The sequence below is a fragment of the Streptomyces sp. NPDC051104 genome (assembly GCF_040682835.1).
GTDB classification, from domain to species: Bacteria; Actinomycetota; Actinomycetes; order Streptomycetales; family Streptomycetaceae; genus Streptomyces; species Streptomyces cynarae.
On record NZ_JBFBBS010000004.1, the window covers coordinates 277,282 to 294,069 of the forward strand.

13 protein-coding genes and 5 pseudogenes are annotated in these 16,788 nt (G+C 70.2%); 9 read left to right on the top strand and 9 right to left on the bottom strand.

Annotated elements, in window-relative coordinates:
* Nucleotides 1-83 precede the first annotated feature (83 nt).
* Nucleotides 84-749, bottom strand: a complete 666-nt coding sequence (locus AB0N14_RS09520; protein ID WP_366025092.1) for an SDR family NAD(P)-dependent oxidoreductase — start codon at nucleotides 747-749, stop codon at nucleotides 84-86.
* A gap of 82 nt (nucleotides 750-831) precedes the next feature.
* Complete coding sequence (locus AB0N14_RS09525; protein WP_366025093.1) at nucleotides 832-1,848, bottom strand: zinc-dependent alcohol dehydrogenase family protein; 1,017 nt, start codon at nucleotides 1,846-1,848, stop codon at nucleotides 832-834.
* Between the two features lie 166 nt (nucleotides 1,849-2,014).
* Here AB0N14_RS09525 and AB0N14_RS09530 point away from each other — a divergent pair.
* A pseudogene (locus AB0N14_RS09530) lies at nucleotides 2,015-2,565 on the top strand (helix-turn-helix domain-containing protein).
* Between the two features lie 91 nt (nucleotides 2,566-2,656).
* Here AB0N14_RS09530 and AB0N14_RS09535 read toward each other — a convergent pair.
* Both AB0N14_RS09535 and AB0N14_RS09540 read right to left on the bottom strand, forming a co-directional pair.
* Nucleotides 2,657-2,788: pseudogene (locus AB0N14_RS09535) on the bottom strand (xanthine dehydrogenase); the annotation flags it as partial.
* Between the two features lie 305 nt (nucleotides 2,789-3,093).
* Nucleotides 3,094-4,689, bottom strand: coding sequence for a PLP-dependent aminotransferase family protein (locus tag AB0N14_RS09540; protein ID WP_366025152.1), 1,596 nt, complete (start codon nucleotides 4,687-4,689; stop codon nucleotides 3,094-3,096).
* A gap of 16 nt (nucleotides 4,690-4,705) precedes the next feature.
* Between AB0N14_RS09540 and AB0N14_RS09545 the strand changes: the two genes are divergently transcribed.
* Complete coding sequence (locus AB0N14_RS09545; protein ID WP_366025094.1) at nucleotides 4,706-5,653, top strand: EamA family transporter; 948 nt, start codon at nucleotides 4,706-4,708, stop codon at nucleotides 5,651-5,653.
* Between the two features lie 41 nt (nucleotides 5,654-5,694).
* Nucleotides 5,695-5,970 (top strand): annotated as a pseudogene (locus AB0N14_RS09550) (alcohol dehydrogenase catalytic domain-containing protein); the annotation flags it as partial.
* Nucleotides 5,971-6,103: 133 nt separating this feature from the next.
* On the opposite strand, the pseudogene AB0N14_RS09555 reads toward AB0N14_RS09550, so the two are convergent.
* The 3 genes and pseudogenes from AB0N14_RS09555 to AB0N14_RS09565 all read right to left on the bottom strand — a co-directional run.
* Nucleotides 6,104-7,435 (bottom strand): annotated as a pseudogene (locus AB0N14_RS09555) (trehalase family glycosidase); the annotation flags it as partial.
* 32 nt (nucleotides 7,436-7,467) lie between these two features.
* Nucleotides 7,468-7,827 (bottom strand): annotated as a pseudogene (locus AB0N14_RS09560) (HEAT repeat domain-containing protein); the annotation flags it as partial.
* A 166-nt stretch (nucleotides 7,828-7,993) separates the two neighbouring features.
* Nucleotides 7,994-8,917: a LysR family transcriptional regulator gene (locus AB0N14_RS09565; RefSeq protein ID WP_366025095.1), complete on the bottom strand. Its 924-nt coding sequence runs from the start codon at nucleotides 8,915-8,917 to the stop codon at nucleotides 7,994-7,996.
* A 121-nt stretch (nucleotides 8,918-9,038) separates the two neighbouring features.
* On the opposite strand from AB0N14_RS09565, the gene AB0N14_RS09570 reads away from it, so the two are divergent.
* The 6 genes from AB0N14_RS09570 (at nucleotide 9,039) to AB0N14_RS09595 (ending at nucleotide 15,706) form a co-directional block, all read left to right on the top strand.
* Entirely contained in the window at nucleotides 9,039-9,914 is an 876-nt protein-coding gene (locus tag AB0N14_RS09570; RefSeq protein ID WP_366025096.1) for a dioxygenase, read from the top strand.
* A 55-nt stretch (nucleotides 9,915-9,969) separates the two neighbouring features.
* A complete protein-coding gene (locus AB0N14_RS09575; RefSeq protein WP_366025097.1) occupies nucleotides 9,970-10,956 on the top strand; it encodes a zinc-binding alcohol dehydrogenase family protein in 987 nt (328 codons plus the stop codon).
* Nucleotides 10,957-10,975: 19 nt separating this feature from the next.
* The gene (locus AB0N14_RS09580; protein ID WP_366025098.1) at nucleotides 10,976-11,947 is read left to right on the top strand and encodes an MBL fold metallo-hydrolase; all 972 of its coding nucleotides are present in this window, start codon (nucleotides 10,976-10,978) and stop codon (nucleotides 11,945-11,947) included.
* Between the two features lie 37 nt (nucleotides 11,948-11,984).
* Nucleotides 11,985-13,346 (top strand): amidohydrolase family protein, encoded by a 1,362-nt coding sequence (locus AB0N14_RS09585; RefSeq protein WP_366025099.1) that lies wholly within the window; start codon nucleotides 11,985-11,987, stop codon nucleotides 13,344-13,346.
* Between the two features lie 93 nt (nucleotides 13,347-13,439).
* The gene (locus AB0N14_RS09590) at nucleotides 13,440-15,074 is read left to right on the top strand and encodes an amidohydrolase (RefSeq protein ID WP_366025100.1); all 1,635 of its coding nucleotides are present in this window, start codon (nucleotides 13,440-13,442) and stop codon (nucleotides 15,072-15,074) included.
* A gap of 44 nt (nucleotides 15,075-15,118) precedes the next feature.
* Nucleotides 15,119-15,706, top strand: coding sequence for a helix-turn-helix domain-containing protein (locus AB0N14_RS09595; RefSeq protein ID WP_366025101.1), 588 nt, complete (start codon nucleotides 15,119-15,121; stop codon nucleotides 15,704-15,706).
* Here the strand turns inward: AB0N14_RS09595 and AB0N14_RS09600 are convergent.
* Complete coding sequence (locus AB0N14_RS09600) at nucleotides 15,682-15,888, bottom strand: hypothetical protein (RefSeq protein WP_366025103.1); 207 nt, start codon at nucleotides 15,886-15,888, stop codon at nucleotides 15,682-15,684. The genes AB0N14_RS09595 and AB0N14_RS09600 overlap by 25 nt on opposite strands.
* Before the next feature lie 130 nt (nucleotides 15,889-16,018).
* Complete coding sequence (locus AB0N14_RS09605) at nucleotides 16,019-16,738, bottom strand: GntR family transcriptional regulator (RefSeq protein WP_366025105.1); 720 nt, start codon at nucleotides 16,736-16,738, stop codon at nucleotides 16,019-16,021.
* Between the last annotated feature and the right edge of the window lie 50 nt (nucleotides 16,739-16,788).

Genomic DNA, 16,788 nt, shown 5'->3' on the forward strand with positions numbered 1-16,788 from the left:
CAGGTATGCGGACACGAATTCAGCGGTTGTCATGGTGATGCACTCCAGGTGGGGTCGGTCGGCCGTGCCGGCTCCAGGGGGAATCAGTCGGGCAGGGGTTCGGCGTAGTGGCGGAAGCCGTCGCGCTTGTCGTGGATGGCGTACAGGCGCCGCGCCAGAGCCTCGGGACTGCTGTGTTCGGCGTCGGGGCCGATGGCTCCCGGGACGATGAGCTGCGCGACATGGATGTTCTCGGGGGCGAGCGCGTCGTGGAGCATCCGGGCGTAGGCGCTCTCACCGGCGAAGACAATGGAGGTGCCGGCCCGCTCGGGGTTGGGGCGTACGGCGCTGGCGCCGTTGACGAACAGCACCGTGCCGCGGCCGAGGTCCCGCATGCCGGGCAGGACGGCGTGCAGCGCGGTGACGGGGCCCTTGACGGAGAAGGCGAACGGGGCATCGAGGTCGTCCGCGCTCGTGTCGAGGACCGGCTTCATGAAGTCCGCGCGGGGCGCGGGGCTGTACTGGAGGATCTCGATGGGCCCCAGGGCCTCGGCGGCCTGGTGGAGGGCCGTGGTGAGCGAGGCGGGGTCGAGGACGTCGGCGGCGAAGCCGCAGGCCTGGATTCCGTCACGGGCCAACTCGTCCGTGAGGTCGTCCAGGTGTTCGCTGCTGCGCGAGATGAGGGCGACGGTGTGGCCTGCGGCTCCGAAGCGGCGGGCAGTGGTCAGTCCCAGGCCGGGGCCGGCTCCGATGAGGGCGAAAGTGGTCACGGTGAGTCATTGTACTGGGGCCGCAGCTGCGGGGCTGGGCACTGTGGTGCTGGTGCCCGGCCCCGGCAGGAGGCGTTCGCGGTCAGGGCTTGAGCAGGGTCTTGATGGCGCGGCGTTCGTCCATCGCCTTGTAGCCCTCGGCTACCTGCTCCAGGGGCAGGGTGAGGTCGAAGACCTTGCCGGGGTCGATGCGGCCCGTGAGGACGCGGTCGATCAGGTCGGGCAGGTAACCGCGCACGGGAGCCGGGCCGCCGCGCAGGCCGACGTGGGAGAAGAACAGCTCCTGACCGTCGATCGCCACGCCGTGCGGCACGCCGACGAAGCCGACGTTGCCGCCGGGCCGGGTGGAGCGCAGCGCCTGCTGCATCGACTGCTCGGTGCCCACGCACTCCAGCACGCTGTCGGCGCCGACGCCGTCCGTGAGCTCCTTGACGCGGGCGATGCCTTCCTCGCCGCGCTCGGTGACGATGTCGGTGGCCCCGAACTCCAGGGCGAGCTGCTGACGGCTCTCGTGCCGGCTCATGACGATGATCCGCTCGGCGCCGAGTTCCTCGGCGGCGATCACACCGCACAGGCCGACCGCACCGTCACCGACGACCACGGCGGTGGAGCCGGGCCGCACCTCGGCGGCCTTGGCGGCGTACCAGCCGGTGCCCATGACGTCGGACAGCGTCAGCAGGCTGGGCAGGAGCTCCTCGGCGGGGTGCTCGGCGGTGGCGACGAGGGTGCCCTGGGCCTGCGGGATGCGGACGTACTCGGCCTGGCAGGTGCTCATGAACTCCCGGTGCACGCAGTTGGACTGATAGCCGTTGCGGCAGTTCGGACACGTGTTGTCGGAGGTGGCGAAGGAACCGATGACGAACTGTCCCGGCTTCAGGGAGGTGACGTCGCTGCCGACCTCCTCGACGATGCCGACGTATTCGTGGCCCATCGGTTGCGGCTGGGCGACGGGATCCAGGCCGCGGTAGGCCCACAGGTCCGAGCCGCACACACAGGTGACGACGGTACGGATGATCGCGTCGGTCGGATGGCTGATCTTCGGATCGTCCAGCTGCTCGAAACGGACGTCGCCGGGGGCATGGATCACTGCGCCGCGCATGGTGGTGCTTCCTTACGTGCGAGGGGCTGGAGCCGCAGCCGCATCGGGTACGGCCGCTTGTGTTCGAGCCTCACACGCGACGGCATGCGCGAAAAGCGGAGGATGCATCACGGAGCTGAACATCCTGGGAGGAAATTCTCCCCCTCGACCAGGTGCGATCGGTGCCATGCCGGGAAACGTGACCAGCAACGTCCCCCTCGATGAGCTGGGAGAATTCCTCAAGAAACGTCGGTCGAAGCTGAGCCCGCGCACAGCCGGGCTACCGGAGACCGGCGGTCCCCGCCGGGTCGCCGGGCCGCGCCGCGAAGAAGTCGCCCAGCTCGCCAACATCAGCACCGACTACTGCACCCGGCTCGAACAGGGACGCATGCAGCCGTCCGCACCCGTGCTGAACACCCTCGCCCGCCTACTCCACCTGGATGACGACGAGCGCGGCTACCTCTTCCAGCTCTTGGGCAAGACCATTCCGCGGACCGGCGGCGCGGCACGCGGGGCGACCACAACGTCGCCGCCCGCACCGTCGGCACCAAGACGCTCAACCACCCGGTCGTGGGCGAGCTGGTCCTGGACTGGGACACCTACACCGCCAACAGCGACCCCGACCAGCACCTCACCGTCTGGGCCGCCGGCCCCCGGCTCCCCCATCCAGAACGGCTGCGCATCCTCGCCTCCTGCGCCGCGGAACAGAACCTGTCACCTTCCTCCGCCCTCGCGTGACCGCACGACCGCCCCGACGGCCTTGCCGCCGAGCGGGGCCTCGACCGGGTCGCGCACGCAGGGCTTCGCGGCTCAGCCGGCTCTTCGCAGCTCAGCCGGCCCCGGCCGGCCGCTCCCCCGGGAGCGGCCGGTGGATCGGGCCCGTGCCCCGGTGCAGGGGCAGTCCCGTGCCGCCGTGGGTGTGGGCGATGATCTCCGCGGTGATGGACACCGCGGTTTCCTCGGACCCGTCGAACCCGCCGCACGGCGGCTCGAGCGACGATTCCCTTCCTCCACGTCCAGCAGGTCCCCAGCGGTTTCGCCCTCATCGGCGGCTGAGCGCTGCCGCAGGCAGCCGGGCTCTGGTCGCCGCCCCATCCAGCGCCCGCCGCGGTCGGCGTCGGTCCAGCCCGCGGATCTCGGACGGCCGGGAAGCAGGCCCATGCGCAGGCGACGGACGCAAGCCCAGCGCATGGAGAGCGCGAGCCGCGTGGCGAGCAGTGCCGGAGACGGTCCGGCTCACCGAGGTCGTCCTCTACGGCGCCGGGCTCAGGGAAGAAGGTGGCGCAGGGCGGCTCCGATGACGGCGATGCCCTCGTCGATCTCGTGGGCCGGCCCCGCCGCGTAGCCGAGGACCAGGCCCGGAGGGCCGGGCGTGATGCGGTGCCAGGACAGTGGGTGCACCTTGACGCCTCGTGAGAGAGCGGCCGCGGCGAGGTCGGTGTCGCGGAAGCCGCTGTCGCGGGCGCCGCCCCGCGGGTCGCTGAAGGTGACCATCAGGTGCAGGCCGGCTGCCGCCCCGTGGACGCGGGCGCCGGGCAGATGCCTGTCGATCGCTCGCAGCATCACGTCCCGGCGCCTGCGGTGGCGCTGCCGGACATGGCGCAGGTGCCGTTCCAGCTCGCCCGAGTCCATCAGGCGAGCGAGGACGAGTTGGGTGAGGACGCCGTTTCCGAGGTCGGCGTACCGCTTGGCCGTCACCAGGGCGTCGCGTCGGTCCGGCGGTACGAGGAGCCAGCCCACTCGGAGCGCGGGCGCGAGCAGTTTGGAGACGCTGCCCGCGTAGCAGACGCCGTCCGGCAGCAGCGAGCGCAGCGCAGGCACCGGCGGCCGGTCGTAGCGGTGCTCGGCGTCGTAGTCGTCCTCGATGACCACGCCGCCCTCGGCCGCCCAGCTCAGCAGCTCGCGACGGCGTTCCCCGTCGAGGACGACACCGGTGGGGAACTGGTGTGCCGGGGTCAGCAACACCGCCCGGGCACCACTGGCACGCAGCGCTCCCACGTCGAGGCCGCCCGCGTCCACGGGAACGGGCACGACCGCGTGGCCGACGTACTCCAGCTGCTGGCGCGCCCCGAGCGAACCGGGATCTTCGACGGCGATGCGGTGGATCCCGTCCGCCCGCAGGATCTGCCCGAGCAGGCCGAGAGCCTGCGCCACACCCGCGACGACCACCACGTCCTCCGGGTCGGCCCGGATGCCGCGGTTGCGCGCCAGCCAGCCGACCACGGCCCGGCGAAGTGCGGGAGCACCCCGGGGGTCGCCATAGCCGAAGTCGGCCGGGCCGACGCCCGCGAGGACGGCGCGTTCGGCGCGCAGCCAGCCGGTGCGCGGGAAGGCGGCGAGGTCGGGGACGCCCGGGGACAGGTCGATGCGGCAGGGCAGGGCGCGCAGAGCGTCGATGAGGCCGTCGCGGTCGCCCGAGCCGAAGAGCGCGGGTCCGGCCCCGGCCCCGGCCCCAGCCGGTCCGGCCGCGTCGCGGGCGTGGTCGCGGGGCGCGGTGGGAGCCGCCACGACCACCGTGCCCAGCCGGCCGCGCCCGGCGATCTGGCCGGACTCGGCGAGGCGCCGATAAGCCTCGGTGACCACGCCCCGGGTGACGCGCAGCTCCTCGGCGAGTACGCGACTGGCGGGCAGTCGTGCACCGATGGGCAGCCGGCCGTCGGCGATGGCTGACCGCAGCCGGTCGGCGAGCCAGGCGGTACGCCCGCTCGGCGGTGCCTCGCCTATGTCCAGCTGGAGGAAGTCCGAGCCGACGACCGCGCCCGAGGCCGCCGTGTTGTCCACCGACGCGTCCGCTGCCGCCGCCGGGCGTGGACTTTTGGACCCCTGTGCCGATGGGTTTGTGGACCTGTCCATGGCGACCATTGTCAGCGTGGGCGGTATGGACATACCTTCCGCTTCGTTCTCCCGACTCGTCCCCGGCATGGTCGGGATGACGCTGGTCGGCAGCAGCGTCACCGTCTCGCGCACGCTCGTCGACGCCCCGCTGTTCACCACTCAGGCGGTCCGGTACGCGGCCGCCACCGTGATCCTTTTGCTCATGGCCCGGCTCACCGGTGCCCGTCTGCTGTGGCCCCGTGGACGGGAGTGGCTGTGGCTGGCCGGGATCGCGGTCACCGGTCTGGCGCTGTTCAACGTGGCCGTGGTCCGGGGCGTCGGCCATGCGGAGCCCGCGGTGGTCGCCGTCGCGGTCGCGTGCGTACCGGTGGTGCTCGGGGTGGTGGGCCCGGCGCTGGAGCGGCGCAGGCCGAGCCGGCAGGTCCTGTTGGCGGCGCCGGTCGTCATGGCGGGCGCGGTGCTGGTGGAGGGGACGGGGCGCACCGATGCCGTGGGGGTGGGCTGGGCGGTGGTGGCCCTGGGGTGCGAGGCCGCGTTCACACTGCTCGCGGTGCCGGTGCTGCGGCGGCACTCGCCGTGGGGGGTGTCCGTGCACGCGATGTGGCTGGCCGGTGTGCTGCTGGCCGTCCTCGGCGCAACCTCGGAAGGTCCTTCGGCGGTCCGGGAGTTGTCCGGCTCCCAGTGGGCTGCCGTCGGTTATCTGGCGCTGATGGTGACGGCGGTCGCCTTCGTGTTGTGGTACTCGACGGTCCGCGCCGTCGGGGCCGGACGAGCCGGGCTGCTCACCGGCATCGCACCACTCTCCGCGGCGGTCGTCGGCGCCGTCTCGGGCAGCGGCGCGCCGAAACCGTCGGTATGGCTGGGCATCGCCGTGCTGATACTCGGCCTGGTCGGTGGCCTGCGCCCACACGGCGGTCCCGCCCGGGGCGTCACAGCAAGGGATCAGTCGCCGACGGCGGACTCCGCACCCGCCTCGGCGCGCTCCAAGTAGCGGGCCGGCACAGGGAGAGTGCGGCAAGCCCTGCAACGGTCGGTGTGAACTTCGCGGACCTCAAGGCACGCGGCGCGGGCTACCGGGTGCAGTCGCTGCCCTTCCGCCCCGGTCTGGAGGTCTCCGGACGGATCCGGGCCGTCGGCAACGGCGTCGAGGGACTGCGTCCTGGGCAGGAGGTCGTCGCACTCGTCGACAGCGGCGCTGACGCGGAGGTCGTGGTCGCCGGGAGTGCCACCGTCTTCCCGCTCCCCGAGGGCCTGGACCTGCGGACCGCGGCCGCCCTGCCCACCGTGCTGCCGACGGCGCATGCTCTGCCCATCACCGCGGAGTTCGCGCTGTCGGACGCGGCCGAGGCCCACCGGCTGATGGGCGGGCGCACCTCGACGGGCAAGCTCCTGCTGCGGAAGGCCGACCGAGCACGCCCCGACGGTGACCGGGGGCGGTCGGTCAGTCGCTGCCTCGGCGGGTGTGTGCTTCGGCGAGGAGGAGGTAGCTGCTGGCCGTCCAGGTGTAGGCGCGGTCGCGCAGACCGGTTCCGGTGAGGGCGTCGAAGTTCTCGGCAAAGCCGTGGGTCTCGCACAGGACGCGGAAGCGGGCGCTGATGTCGTCCGCCAGTCGGAGGTGGCCGGCCCTGCGCAGGCCGTCCTCGATGAGGACGGTGGCGGGGGCCCAGATGGGGCCGCGCCAGTAGCCGTCGGCGAGATAGTGCGGCGAGGTGGTGAGCTCGGTGGCCAGGCCGTACGGCGTCAGGTGGGCCTTGATGCGGTCCGCCAGTGCGCTGCCGACGTGTCCGGGCAGGTGCTCGCCCAGCACCATGGGCATCAGGTCGAGGAGGCTGGCGCTGCTCCAGGTGTCCCCGCTGTCGACGCCCCGGGCGACGAACCTGTCTTGCGTCCAGAGCTGGTCGAGCAGCGCCGACTGGGCCGCATCCGCTGCCCGCGTCCACCGGAGGGTTTCATCAGCCCTTCCCAATTCCACCGCCAAAGTGGCGAGTTCCCGCATCTGGAGGACGAGGAAGGCGGCCAGATCGGCGGTGACGACCACTCGCTCGGGGTCGAAGGTGGTGGCGTTGTCCCAGCCGCTGTCATTGCCGTGCTGGTAGTGGGCCAGTTCGCTGCCGGGGGCCCGCCGTGCGATGAGCCAGAAGTCCGTCCACCGTTCCAGCCGGTCATAGGTCCGGGCGAGTTCGGTACGGCTCGGAGGTGTCGGCAGACGGCGGCGCAGGTGACTGCGGGCCCAGCCGTGGATGGGCGGTTTGACGAAGTTGTACAGGACCTCCGAGTGGGTGACCGAGTCGGGCAGGGCGCCGCCGGGTTCCTGGTGGTCGAAGGGCAGGGCGAACTGGTCCAGGGCGAGTTCGGGGCGTCCGGGAGCCAAGGCGAGCGCGTTGAAGCAGTGATCCCAGCTCCACACCTTGTCCATCCAGTGCTTGGGCATGAGCACGGCAGGCCGGGTGACCAGGGCCGTCGGACGTACCGTGGCCGACCAGAGGACGTAGGCGGCGAGTTCGGCGGCCGGGGTGGCGGAAGAGCGCCAGGGCGCCACCGCCTCGACGAAGTCCGCGAACGAGCTCCGCGCGGACGCCACGATCTCGCCGAAGGTCCCCGAGGACACGTACGGCGGGCGGGACGCGTCGAGTTCCTCGAGCGCGATCTCCCAGGTGCCGTTCGCTCCGGCGGTCGTGACGAGGCCGCGGTCGCTGCTGCCGAGGGCCTGGCCTCCGGCTGTATGGGCCACGGTGCCGGAGAGCACGGTGACGCGGTAGCGGCGTCCGGTCTCTTACCCACGGCGGCGGTGGCCATGTTGGCGTTCCACTCCGGATCTGAAGCCAAGTGGTGCAATGCGGGTTCGAGAACCCGGTCCGGGCCCGGTGCACAGCTATCGCCCTTGCACCGGTCGCACGCCAGAGCGTGGAATGCGGCGATCCTGACCCGGACGTCAGGGTCGTCGGCCATGGCGACGAGTTCGCCCATGGACTCGGTGTCGACAAGGTGGTCGAGGAGGCGACAGCAGCCCTCGCGGACGGCCGAATTCCCGTCGCGGAGGCCGGCACGGATGGCGCTCAGTACGTTCTTCCCACGTCGCAGCAGCTCTCGGTAGGCCGCAGTGCGCTGCGGGTCGCCCAAGCACGAGACGAGGGCTTCGTCGTCGGTCCTGACAAATCCGAGCACGACTTGAGTTTCGGGTGCGGGGCGAGATCCCCCAAAGGGATTTCGGCCCAAGGCAAGCAGGCGGATCTCGCCCTCGGGGTTCCCAGGTGAGTGATCTCTCAACGCGGTCGCACCCGCGTCGCAGCCGAAGCCGCGACAAGGGGTGCGGCCGCCTGATCGGCATGCCCTACGTGTCCAGTCCCTGGGAGGCCGAGTCCATGGGCGGCAGGGGAGATCGGCACGCCTTGAGGAGAGTGTCAGCCATCGCCACCGCCGCCGCGGGCACGGGGAGTTGCGATGTGGTGGCGAGTGCCAGCGTCCACGTGATGGCGGGTGTGACCGGAATGGCGCGGAGGTCCGGGTAGCGGCCGGCCGGCGTGGCGGGCATCAGGGTGATGCCGAGCCGGTTGCGGACGAGACCGGCGGCGGTGTCGTAGTCGGCCATCTCGTAGGGGGCCTCTGGGGCGATGCCTGCGACGGCGAAGGCCTCGTCGGTTTGGCGGCGAATGCCCCAGCCCGCGGCGAACCGCACGACCGTTTCCTCGGCAAGGTCGGCCATGTGTATCTCGCTGCGGGCACCGAGCCGGTGGTCAGGTCGGCAGAGCAGGACCAGGGATTCGCGGGCGATCGGCCGAAGAGTGACCTGTGCCGGCGCCTTGGTGGCTGCGACCAGGGCCAGGTCGAGTGAGCCGTCCGCGACGGCGGCGAGGTGCCCGGCGGTGCCTGCGACGCTCTGGTGCAGCCGTATCGACACCAGGGGATATTGAGCGTGGAAGCTTCCCAGTGCGGCCGGCAGGTCAAGCGGCCCGGACGACATCAGCGTCCCGAGGTCGACTCTGCCGCAGAGCTGCTCCCGGTACTGGCCCACGGAGTTCTTCGCGCGTCGGGCCGCGGCGAGGGTGCTGCGGGCCTCAGCGAGGAATGCGGCACCTGCCGGTGTCAGCGTGACGCGGTACCTGGCGCGGTCGAAGAGCTGAATGTCGAGCTCACGTTCGAGCTTGGCGACTGCAGTGGACACCGCCGACTGAACGACATGGGCCCGCTCAGCGCCGCGAGAGAAGCTGCATTCCTCGGCGACGGCGACAAAGTACTCCAGCTGTCGCAGTTCCATACCTAACTATCTCGCATGGAGATGAAGATTATCTAGAGGTTTCGTTAGACGAGATGGCTTGACCACGCGCATGCTTCCCAGTGCGGACCGCGAGACCCGCCGCCGACGAGGGAGATGAGCGATGTCGATCGATCTGACCGAGGAAACGATCACAGCCGCAGTGCAGCAGACCTTCGAGGGGTGCACGAACGAGCGCATGTCCGAGGTCTTCGAGAGGCTTGTCCAACATCTGCACGACTTCGCCCGCGAAGTCCGCCTCACCAGTGAGGAATGGTTCACCGCGGTGGACTTCCTGGAGCGTGTCGGTCACATCTCGAGTCCCACCCGACAGGAGTTCGTGCTGTTGTCGGACATCCTGGGGCTGAGCGTGCTGGTCGACCAGATCAACCACGGCAACGGCTCCGCCACCGACTCCACCCTGCTCGGACCGTTCTATGTGGACGGTCGGCCACGCGCCGAGAACGGCGCCGACATCTCCGGTGGTGTCGCAGGCATGCCGTTGTTCTTCAGCGGCACGGTCGTGGACGCCGAGGGGCGGCCGGTGGCCGGTGTGGACGTGGACACCTGGCACAGCGACGGTGACGGCTTCTACGACGTGCAGCAGGCGGACAAGCTGGACGGTGAACCGGCGATGCGGGCTCTGCTGTCCACGGACGACAACGGCCGGTTCTGGTACCGCTCGATCGTGCCGCGGTACTACCCGGTGCCGACCGATGGACCCTGCGGCGAGATCCTCCGCGCCGCCGGCCGCTCCCCGATGCGGCCTGAGCACATCCACTTCTGGTTCCACGCGCAAGGCTACGAATCGCTGGTCACCATGCTGTTCCGGCGCGACGACCCATACCTGGAGCGGGACGCGGTGTTCGGCGCCAAGCGCTCGCTGGTCGCCGACTTCGTCCAGCACGAGGCCGGCGAGAGCGCGCCGGACGGCACCGTGATGACCGAGCCCTTCCAGACCGTCGAGTGGACCTTCACCCTGGCCCCGGCTCGACGGTGACGACACCGCGCCGGAAGCACACCTCGCTGATCAAAAGTCTCGAAAGGACACCCGCGTGCGCGCTCTACGTTTCGACCGGTTCGGCGGTCCCGACGTCCTGCGGACCGCCGAACTGCCCGATCCCATCGCCACCGAGGGCACCGCCGTGGTCGCCGTCCGGGCCGCCTCCGTCAACCCGTCCGACGTGAAGAACGTGGCCGGCATCATGGAGGGCACGGAGTTGCCCCGCGTGCCCGGTCGTGACTTCGCCGGCGTCGTCGTCGACGGTCCGCCTCACTGGCGCGGCGTGGAGGTCTGGGGCACCGGCGGCGACGTCGGCTTCACCCTGGACGGCTCGCACGCCGAGTACATCTGCGTGCCGGTCACCGCGCTCGCCCGCAAGCCGACGCCGCTGAGCTTCGAGGAGGCCTCGGCGGTCGGGGTCAACTTCGTGATCGGCTGGCTCGGTGCCGTCGAGTTGGCGCACCTGAGCAAGGGCGAGACCGTCGTGGTCTTCGGCGTTTCCGGCGGGGTGGGTGGCGCCGTCGCCCAGATCGCCCGGACTCGCGGGGCCCGGGTGCTCGGCGTCGACCGGGTCGCCCCGGCGGACGGCACTCCGGCGGCGGAGATCATCGACGAGTTCGTTCCCTTCGTCCCGGACTCGGCCGAGGTGGCCGAGATCCTGCTGGCGCACACCGGCGGCCGGGGAGCCGAGGTCGTCTACGACGCCGTCGGCGGGGTCACCACCGCTTCCGCCCTCGCCTCGCTGGCCCAGCGGGGCAGGCTGGTGGTGATCAGCGCGGTCGGAACGCCGACGGTGGAGATCAACCTGCCTGACTTCTACCACCGCGAGGCTCAGATGCTGGGTGCGGACAGCCGCAAGCTCGGCGTCACCGAGTCCGCCGAGCGCCTGACCCGGCTCACCCCCTACTTCGAGCGTGGCGATTTCCGGCCGCTGCCGGTCACGCACCGTTTCGGCCTCGACGAGGGCCAGAAAGCCTATGCCGCGGTGGCGGACGGGGTTTCCGGCCGCGTCGTCATCGTTCCCGAAGGCCGTTCGTAACACCGAGGAAGGCGACACCATGACACGCTGCGCCGGCGCCCGTATCACCGTTCTCGACGAGAACTTCATCGACATCCTCCTGCCCTCGACCCCGGGCATACGCCGCTACAACATGGATCAGCACTTCAACTCGCGCTATGGCGAACTGCTCGCCGAGAACGGGCTGTGCTTCCTCGTGGAGACGTTCACCGAGAACGGTTCCACCACGATCCTGTTCGACGCCGGGCTGACCTCCGAGGTGGTGCTGCACAACGCACGACACCTCGGCGTGGAGCTGAACGAGGTGGAGGCGGTCGTACTCAGCCACGGCCATCCCGACCACTTCGGCGGCATCAACGGAGTCCTCAAGGCGATCGGTCACCCGACCCCGGTCGTCGCGCATCCGGACGCGTTCAACCCGCGGATGATCGTCAAGCCGCACACCACCCTGCCGATGATCAATATCGGGCTGACGCGGGAGGGAATCCGGGAATCGGGCGGTCACCTGATGGAGGCGCGCGGCTCCATCCCGCTCGGGCCGGGCCTGCGCACCTCGGGCGAGATGGAGACCACCGCCGACTTCGAGTTCGAAGCTCCCGCCGGACGCCTGTGCGTCCACGCGGACGGCCGCGTGGAGGCGGACGACATCAACGATCACCAGGTCCTCGGCATCGACGTCGAAGGCCATGGGCTGATCGTCATCGACCCGTGCGGGCACCGCGGCGTCGTCAGCTCGATCGAGCACATGCGGGCCCTCACCGGCACCGACAAGCTCTACGGCGTCCTCGGCGGGTTCCACACCGGACATCCCGGCATCAGCGCCAACCGGATCGAGAACACAGCAAAGGCGCTCGCCGCCTACGAGCCGAAGCTGGTCGCTCCCATGCACTGCAGCGGATTCCCGCTCAAGAAGGCCGTCGCCGACATCATCCCGGAAGCCTTCGACCTCGTCACGGCAGGAACCGTGATCACCGTCGGCGACGTGCCCGCCGACACTCGCGTCTGGCGATGACGCCATAGCCCTTCGAGCAACGAACCAGAGGTCAACGGTGACACATAAAACGCTCATCAAAGGCGGCATCATCTACAGCGTCGACCCCCAGATCGGCGAACTCCCCCGCGGTGACGTGCTGGTGGAGGGCGACACGATCGTGGCCGTCGGCGAGCACATTCCCGTGACGGACGCACGCATCATCGACGCCACCGGCCGGATCGTGTTGCCGGGGCTGATCGACACCCACCGGCATCTGTGGCAGGCGGCGCTGCGTCAGATCGCGGCGGACTGGACCCTCGGCCAGTACATCGACCACATGCTGCTGGAACTCGGCCCGCGATTCTCCCCCGAGGACGTGTACGTGGCCGAACTGCTCGGTGCGATCGAGGCCATCGACGCCGGCGTCACCACCGTCATGGACTGGGCGCACATCATGCGCAGCCCGGACCACGCCGACGAGGCAGTGCGCGGGCTGCGGGAGTCCGGCATCCGGGCGGTGTTCGGCTACGGCAACCCCGGAGGGCCCCCCGCCGACTGGTACGCACGCGATGTCACCAGGGTGGGTGAGCGCTACTTCTCCTCCGAGGCCGGGCTGGTCACGTTCGCGCTGGCCAGCATGGGTCCGGAGTTCGGGCCGGTCGAGGACACGCTGGCCGATCTGGAACTGGCCCGCAAACTCGGCATCCGCACCTCGCTGCATGTGGGCGTCGGCCTGCTCGGCCGACAGCGGTCGATCACCGAACTGCACCGACGCGGCCTGCTCGGTCCCGACCTGATCTTCGTCCACTGCAACACCTGCACCGACGCCGAACTGCGGCTGATCGCCGGCACCGGCGGACATGCCTCGATCTCGCCGCGGGTGGAGATGCAGATGGGGCACGGCTATCCGGCGACCGGGCGGCTGCGCGCGGCCGGGGTGGCGACGAGCCTGAGCATCGACGTCGTCTCCGGGGTGGGGGGCAGTCTGTTCGCCGAGATGCGCGGCACCCTCGAAGCCGAGCGCGGCTGGCAGCACCATGCCGCGCTCTCCCGTGACGAGGCGCTGCCGGAGCTGACGATCACCACCCGGGACGTGGTCCGGATGGCCACGATCGAAGGCGCCCGAACCCTCGGGCTGGACAGCAGGATCGGATCGCTGACCCCCGGCAAGCAGGCCGACATGATCCTGCTCGACACCGACCGACCGAACCTGTCGCCGGTCAATAACCTGTCCGCGGCGATCACCCTGGCAGACAATGAGAACGTCGACACCGTGCTGATCGCGGGCCAGGTCGTCAAACAGCGCGGACGGATAGCAGGGCACGACCTGCGGACCGTCCGGGCGCGCGCCCGAAGCTCCCGGGACCGGCTGCTGGAGTCCTGGTCCGGCACCGGTTCCACCACGACCACGGCCCCGGCGGCCTGGCCTCGTGTGTGACCCGCGTCCGGTTCTGACCGGTATCCGGGCCTTTCCGGTGTCCGGCCCGGACCCGTATCCGGGCGATGCGATCGACAACATCGAGGTTGTTTCATGAGCACATCACCCCACACCGCGCACGCCGACCGGATCTTCGTCAACGGGCTGGTCTGGCCGGGCGGTGAGCGGCGACAGGGGCCGGAACCGACGGCCCTGGCCGTGTGCGACGGCCGGGTAGTGGCGTGCGGCAGCGACGCGGAGATCCGCGCGTTGGCCGGCGCCCGCTCGACCGTCGTCGACCTGCGCGGGCGCCGCGTCATACCGGGCCTGATCGACGGCCACATGCACGCCGTGCGCGGGGGCGCGACCTGGGCGAGCGAATTGCGGTGGACGGACGTTCCCGACCTGCGGACTGCGCTTGCCACGATTCACGGCGCGGTCGGGACTGCGCGGCCAGGGGAATGGGTCCGGGTCGTCGGCGGCTGGCACCCGTGCCAGTTCACCGAAGCGCGGGAGCCCACCCGTGCCGAGCTGGACGCACTAGCTCCGGACCACCCGGTATATGTCCAGGCGCTCTACGAGGTCGCGGTTCTCAATTCGGCCGCGCTCCGCGCGGCCGGTATCGACGCCACCACCCCCGACCCGCCCGGGGGGCGCCTCGAGCGGGACCCGGTGACCGGGGAGCCCACCGGCCGGGTGTTCGGCATGGGCGCGTTCAACCGAATCCTGGGCGCTGTTCCTCCGGACACACCGGACCGGGAACGGCACTCCACCGCAGCGATGCTCGCGGACCTGCATGCGCTCGGACTGACCGGAATCGTCGACGCCGGCGGGTTCGGCATGCCGCCGCATCGGTACGAACCGCTGTTCGCGCTCTGGCGCGACGGAGGTCTTTCTATGCGGATGCGGCTGTTCCTGTCCGCGGGGGACTCCGGGCAGGAGTACGAGCAGTTGGAAGAGTGGATGCGGCACACTCCCCCGCGCTTCGGGGACCCGATGCTGCGATTCCAGGGCATCGGTGAAGTGGTGCACTACGGCTGCCACGACTTCGAGGGGCTGGAGGAGTTCTCGATCTCCGACGATGCCGCGAAGGAGCTGTACCGGATCTCCCACCGCGCCGCAGAACGCGGCTGGCCGGTGAACATCCATGCAGTGCTGGACGAGTCGATCGACAGGATCCTGGCCTGCTGGGAAGCGGTCGACGAGCGGATCCCGCTGCGCGGGCTGCGGTTCTCGCTGTCTCACGCCGACCGCATCAGCCCGGCCAACCTGCGCCGGCTCGCCGCACTGGGCGCGGGCGTGGTGCTGGACGACCACCAAGTGTTCAAGGCCGCTCTCTCGGAGGCGGCCTGGGGCGACGGCTCGATGGCCGAAGCCCCGCGCATCGCGGACTTGCTCACCGCTGGGATTCCCCTGGCGGCCGGGACCGACGCCACCCGTGCCTCATCCCACAGCCCCTGGTTGTCGCTGTGGTGGCTGATCACCGGGAAATCCGCGGACGGCGTCCCGCGACGCGCCGACCGCCATCGGATGTCCCGGGAGCGTGCGCTGGAGTGTTACACCTCGGGCAGCGCTTGGCTCAGCTTCGAGGAAACCAGTCGCGGGCGTCTCCGACCCGGTACGCACGCCGACTTCGCGGTGCTCAGCGAGGACTACTTCGCCGTGCCGGAGGACCGCATTCCAGCAATCCGCTCCGACCTCACCGTGGTCGGAGGCGAGATCGTCCACACCACCGGGACGGTCGCCTGACGGCCGTCAGGACACAAGCAGACTGAGACGACGAAAGACCCCCCATGACCTCAGACACCGAGCGTCCTCTGCGGGTCGACGCGCAGCGCAACCGGGAGAAGATCCTCTCCACAGCGGTGCGCGTCTTCTCGGAAGAGGGACTGGACGTGCGCCTGCATCGCATCGCCGAGGAAGCGAACGTGGGAACCGGCACCCTCTACCGGCACTTCCCGACCCGGGAGCTCTTGATCGAGGCCGCCTACCGCAACGAGCTGAGGCGGCTGTGCGACGCCGCCCCCGAGCTCCTGGCGACCATGCCACCGCGCCAGGCACTTCGCACCTGGATGGGCCGCTTCATCGACTACGCCACCGCCAAACTGGGGATGGCCGACGCCCTCCGCGCCGTCGTCGACTCCGGCGTGATTCCCTGCGTCCACAGCCGCCAGATGCTGATGACGGCCCTCACCTCGCTCCTGGACGCCGCGGCCGCCGCCGGCACCATCCGGTCGGACATCCGGGCGAGCGACATGTTCGCCGCCCTCACCGGCGTCGCTCTCGCCGCCGGAACGCCGGAACGCCGGGACCAGGCCGAACGCCTCCTCGACCTCATCCTGGGTGGCTGCGGCACTCACCGCCTCATGACTGGCTCATGATGCTTCCCGATGGCGGCCACGCCGATGTCGGTTCCAGCAACTGTTCGGCCACTCTTGTCAGCCGCTGCCGCACTGGTGGCCCCGGCGCCGGTGAGGGCGGCACCGACAGCGGTGGCGCCGACGGCGGCGAGGAAGCCACGGCGGGCGAATCCGGTCTCGAATATCTGTTTGTCCGTGATCATGCTCGAGATACTCGTAGCTGTCCGGAACCTTCCCTACCGGTTAGCGCATACTCTTTCTGTCCGCCGTATGGACAATTACGAGCGAGATGGAATCCGGTTTCCGCAGGTGAGGGAATCGCCGGGTGGCCGGTCAGGAGCTCGGGTCCTGACCGAGCTGGCGCTGAAGGCTGCGTGTGAGGTGCTCCGCCATGGCTTCCGCGGCGCGGTCGGGCTTGCGGCGCAGTATCGCGCGTACGACGCGTTCGTGTTCCGCCAGCGTCGGGTCGTCGGCGCTGCTGACACTCCTGAGTCGAAAGACATGCAGATGGGAGTGGAGCCGCTCCACCGCATCGGCGAGCAGCGGACGTTGCGAGGCCACCGCGATCGCGTCGTGGAAGCGCTGGTCGAGAGCGGCGAAGCCGCGGTAGTCCGCGTACCGCCCCGTCGGCCCCGGATGAGTCTGCATCTCCTCCACGAGCCGCTCGATGGAGTCGAGTTGCTCCTCGGTGGCGTTGATGGCGGCGAGCGCCGCCGCTCTCGGTTCCAGCAGGAGCCGCATTTCGAAGAGCTCCTCGAGGCCCTTGCGGGTCAGCAACTCGGTCGCCCGGTACCCGGAGAGCGACCTTTTCACCACAAGTCCGTCGGACTCGAGCCGGGCCAGCGCCTCACGGACGGGAGTGGGTGAGACACCGAGAGCACGTGACAGCGCCTCGATCCCCACGCGTGCGCCAGGAGCGATCTCATGGTCCATGACCATGGCCTTGATCTGCTCGTAGACGCTGTCCGAAAGGACCTGGCGAGCAGGACCGGCGGAATGGCTTCTTCCTGCGGACTCCCGGGCCCTGGCAGAGGAACCGTCATGCGGTGGCATCCGTTCTCCTGCTCCTGCTGCTCCGCGGTTGTCGGGACGAGAGCAGTTTA

Bases quoted from the DNA above. Each gene is read 5' to 3' on its own strand.
- AB0N14_RS09525 (WP_366025093.1), bottom strand. From the start codon at position 1,848: ATGCGCGGCGCAGTGATCCATGCCCCCGGCGACGTCCGTTTCGAGCAG.
- AB0N14_RS09540 (WP_366025152.1), bottom strand. From the start codon at position 4,689: ATGGTCGCCATGGACAGGTCCACAAACCCATCGGCACAGGGGTCCAAA.
- AB0N14_RS09545 (WP_366025094.1), top strand. From the start codon at position 4,706: ATGGACATACCTTCCGCTTCGTTCTCCCGACTCGTCCCCGGCATGGTC.
- AB0N14_RS09565 (WP_366025095.1), bottom strand. From the start codon at position 8,917: ATGGAACTGCGACAGCTGGAGTACTTTGTCGCCGTCGCCGAGGAATGC.
- AB0N14_RS09570 (WP_366025096.1), top strand. From the start codon at position 9,039: ATGTCGATCGATCTGACCGAGGAAACGATCACAGCCGCAGTGCAGCAG.
- AB0N14_RS09580 (WP_366025098.1), top strand. From the start codon at position 10,976: ATGACACGCTGCGCCGGCGCCCGTATCACCGTTCTCGACGAGAACTTC.
- AB0N14_RS09590 (WP_366025100.1), top strand. From the start codon at position 13,440: ATGAGCACATCACCCCACACCGCGCACGCCGACCGGATCTTCGTCAAC.
- AB0N14_RS09595 (WP_366025101.1), top strand. From the start codon at position 15,119: ATGACCTCAGACACCGAGCGTCCTCTGCGGGTCGACGCGCAGCGCAAC.
- AB0N14_RS09600 (WP_366025103.1), bottom strand. From the start codon at position 15,888: ATGATCACGGACAAACAGATATTCGAGACCGGATTCGCCCGCCGTGGC.
- AB0N14_RS09605 (WP_366025105.1), bottom strand. From the start codon at position 16,738: ATGCCACCGCATGACGGTTCCTCTGCCAGGGCCCGGGAGTCCGCAGGA.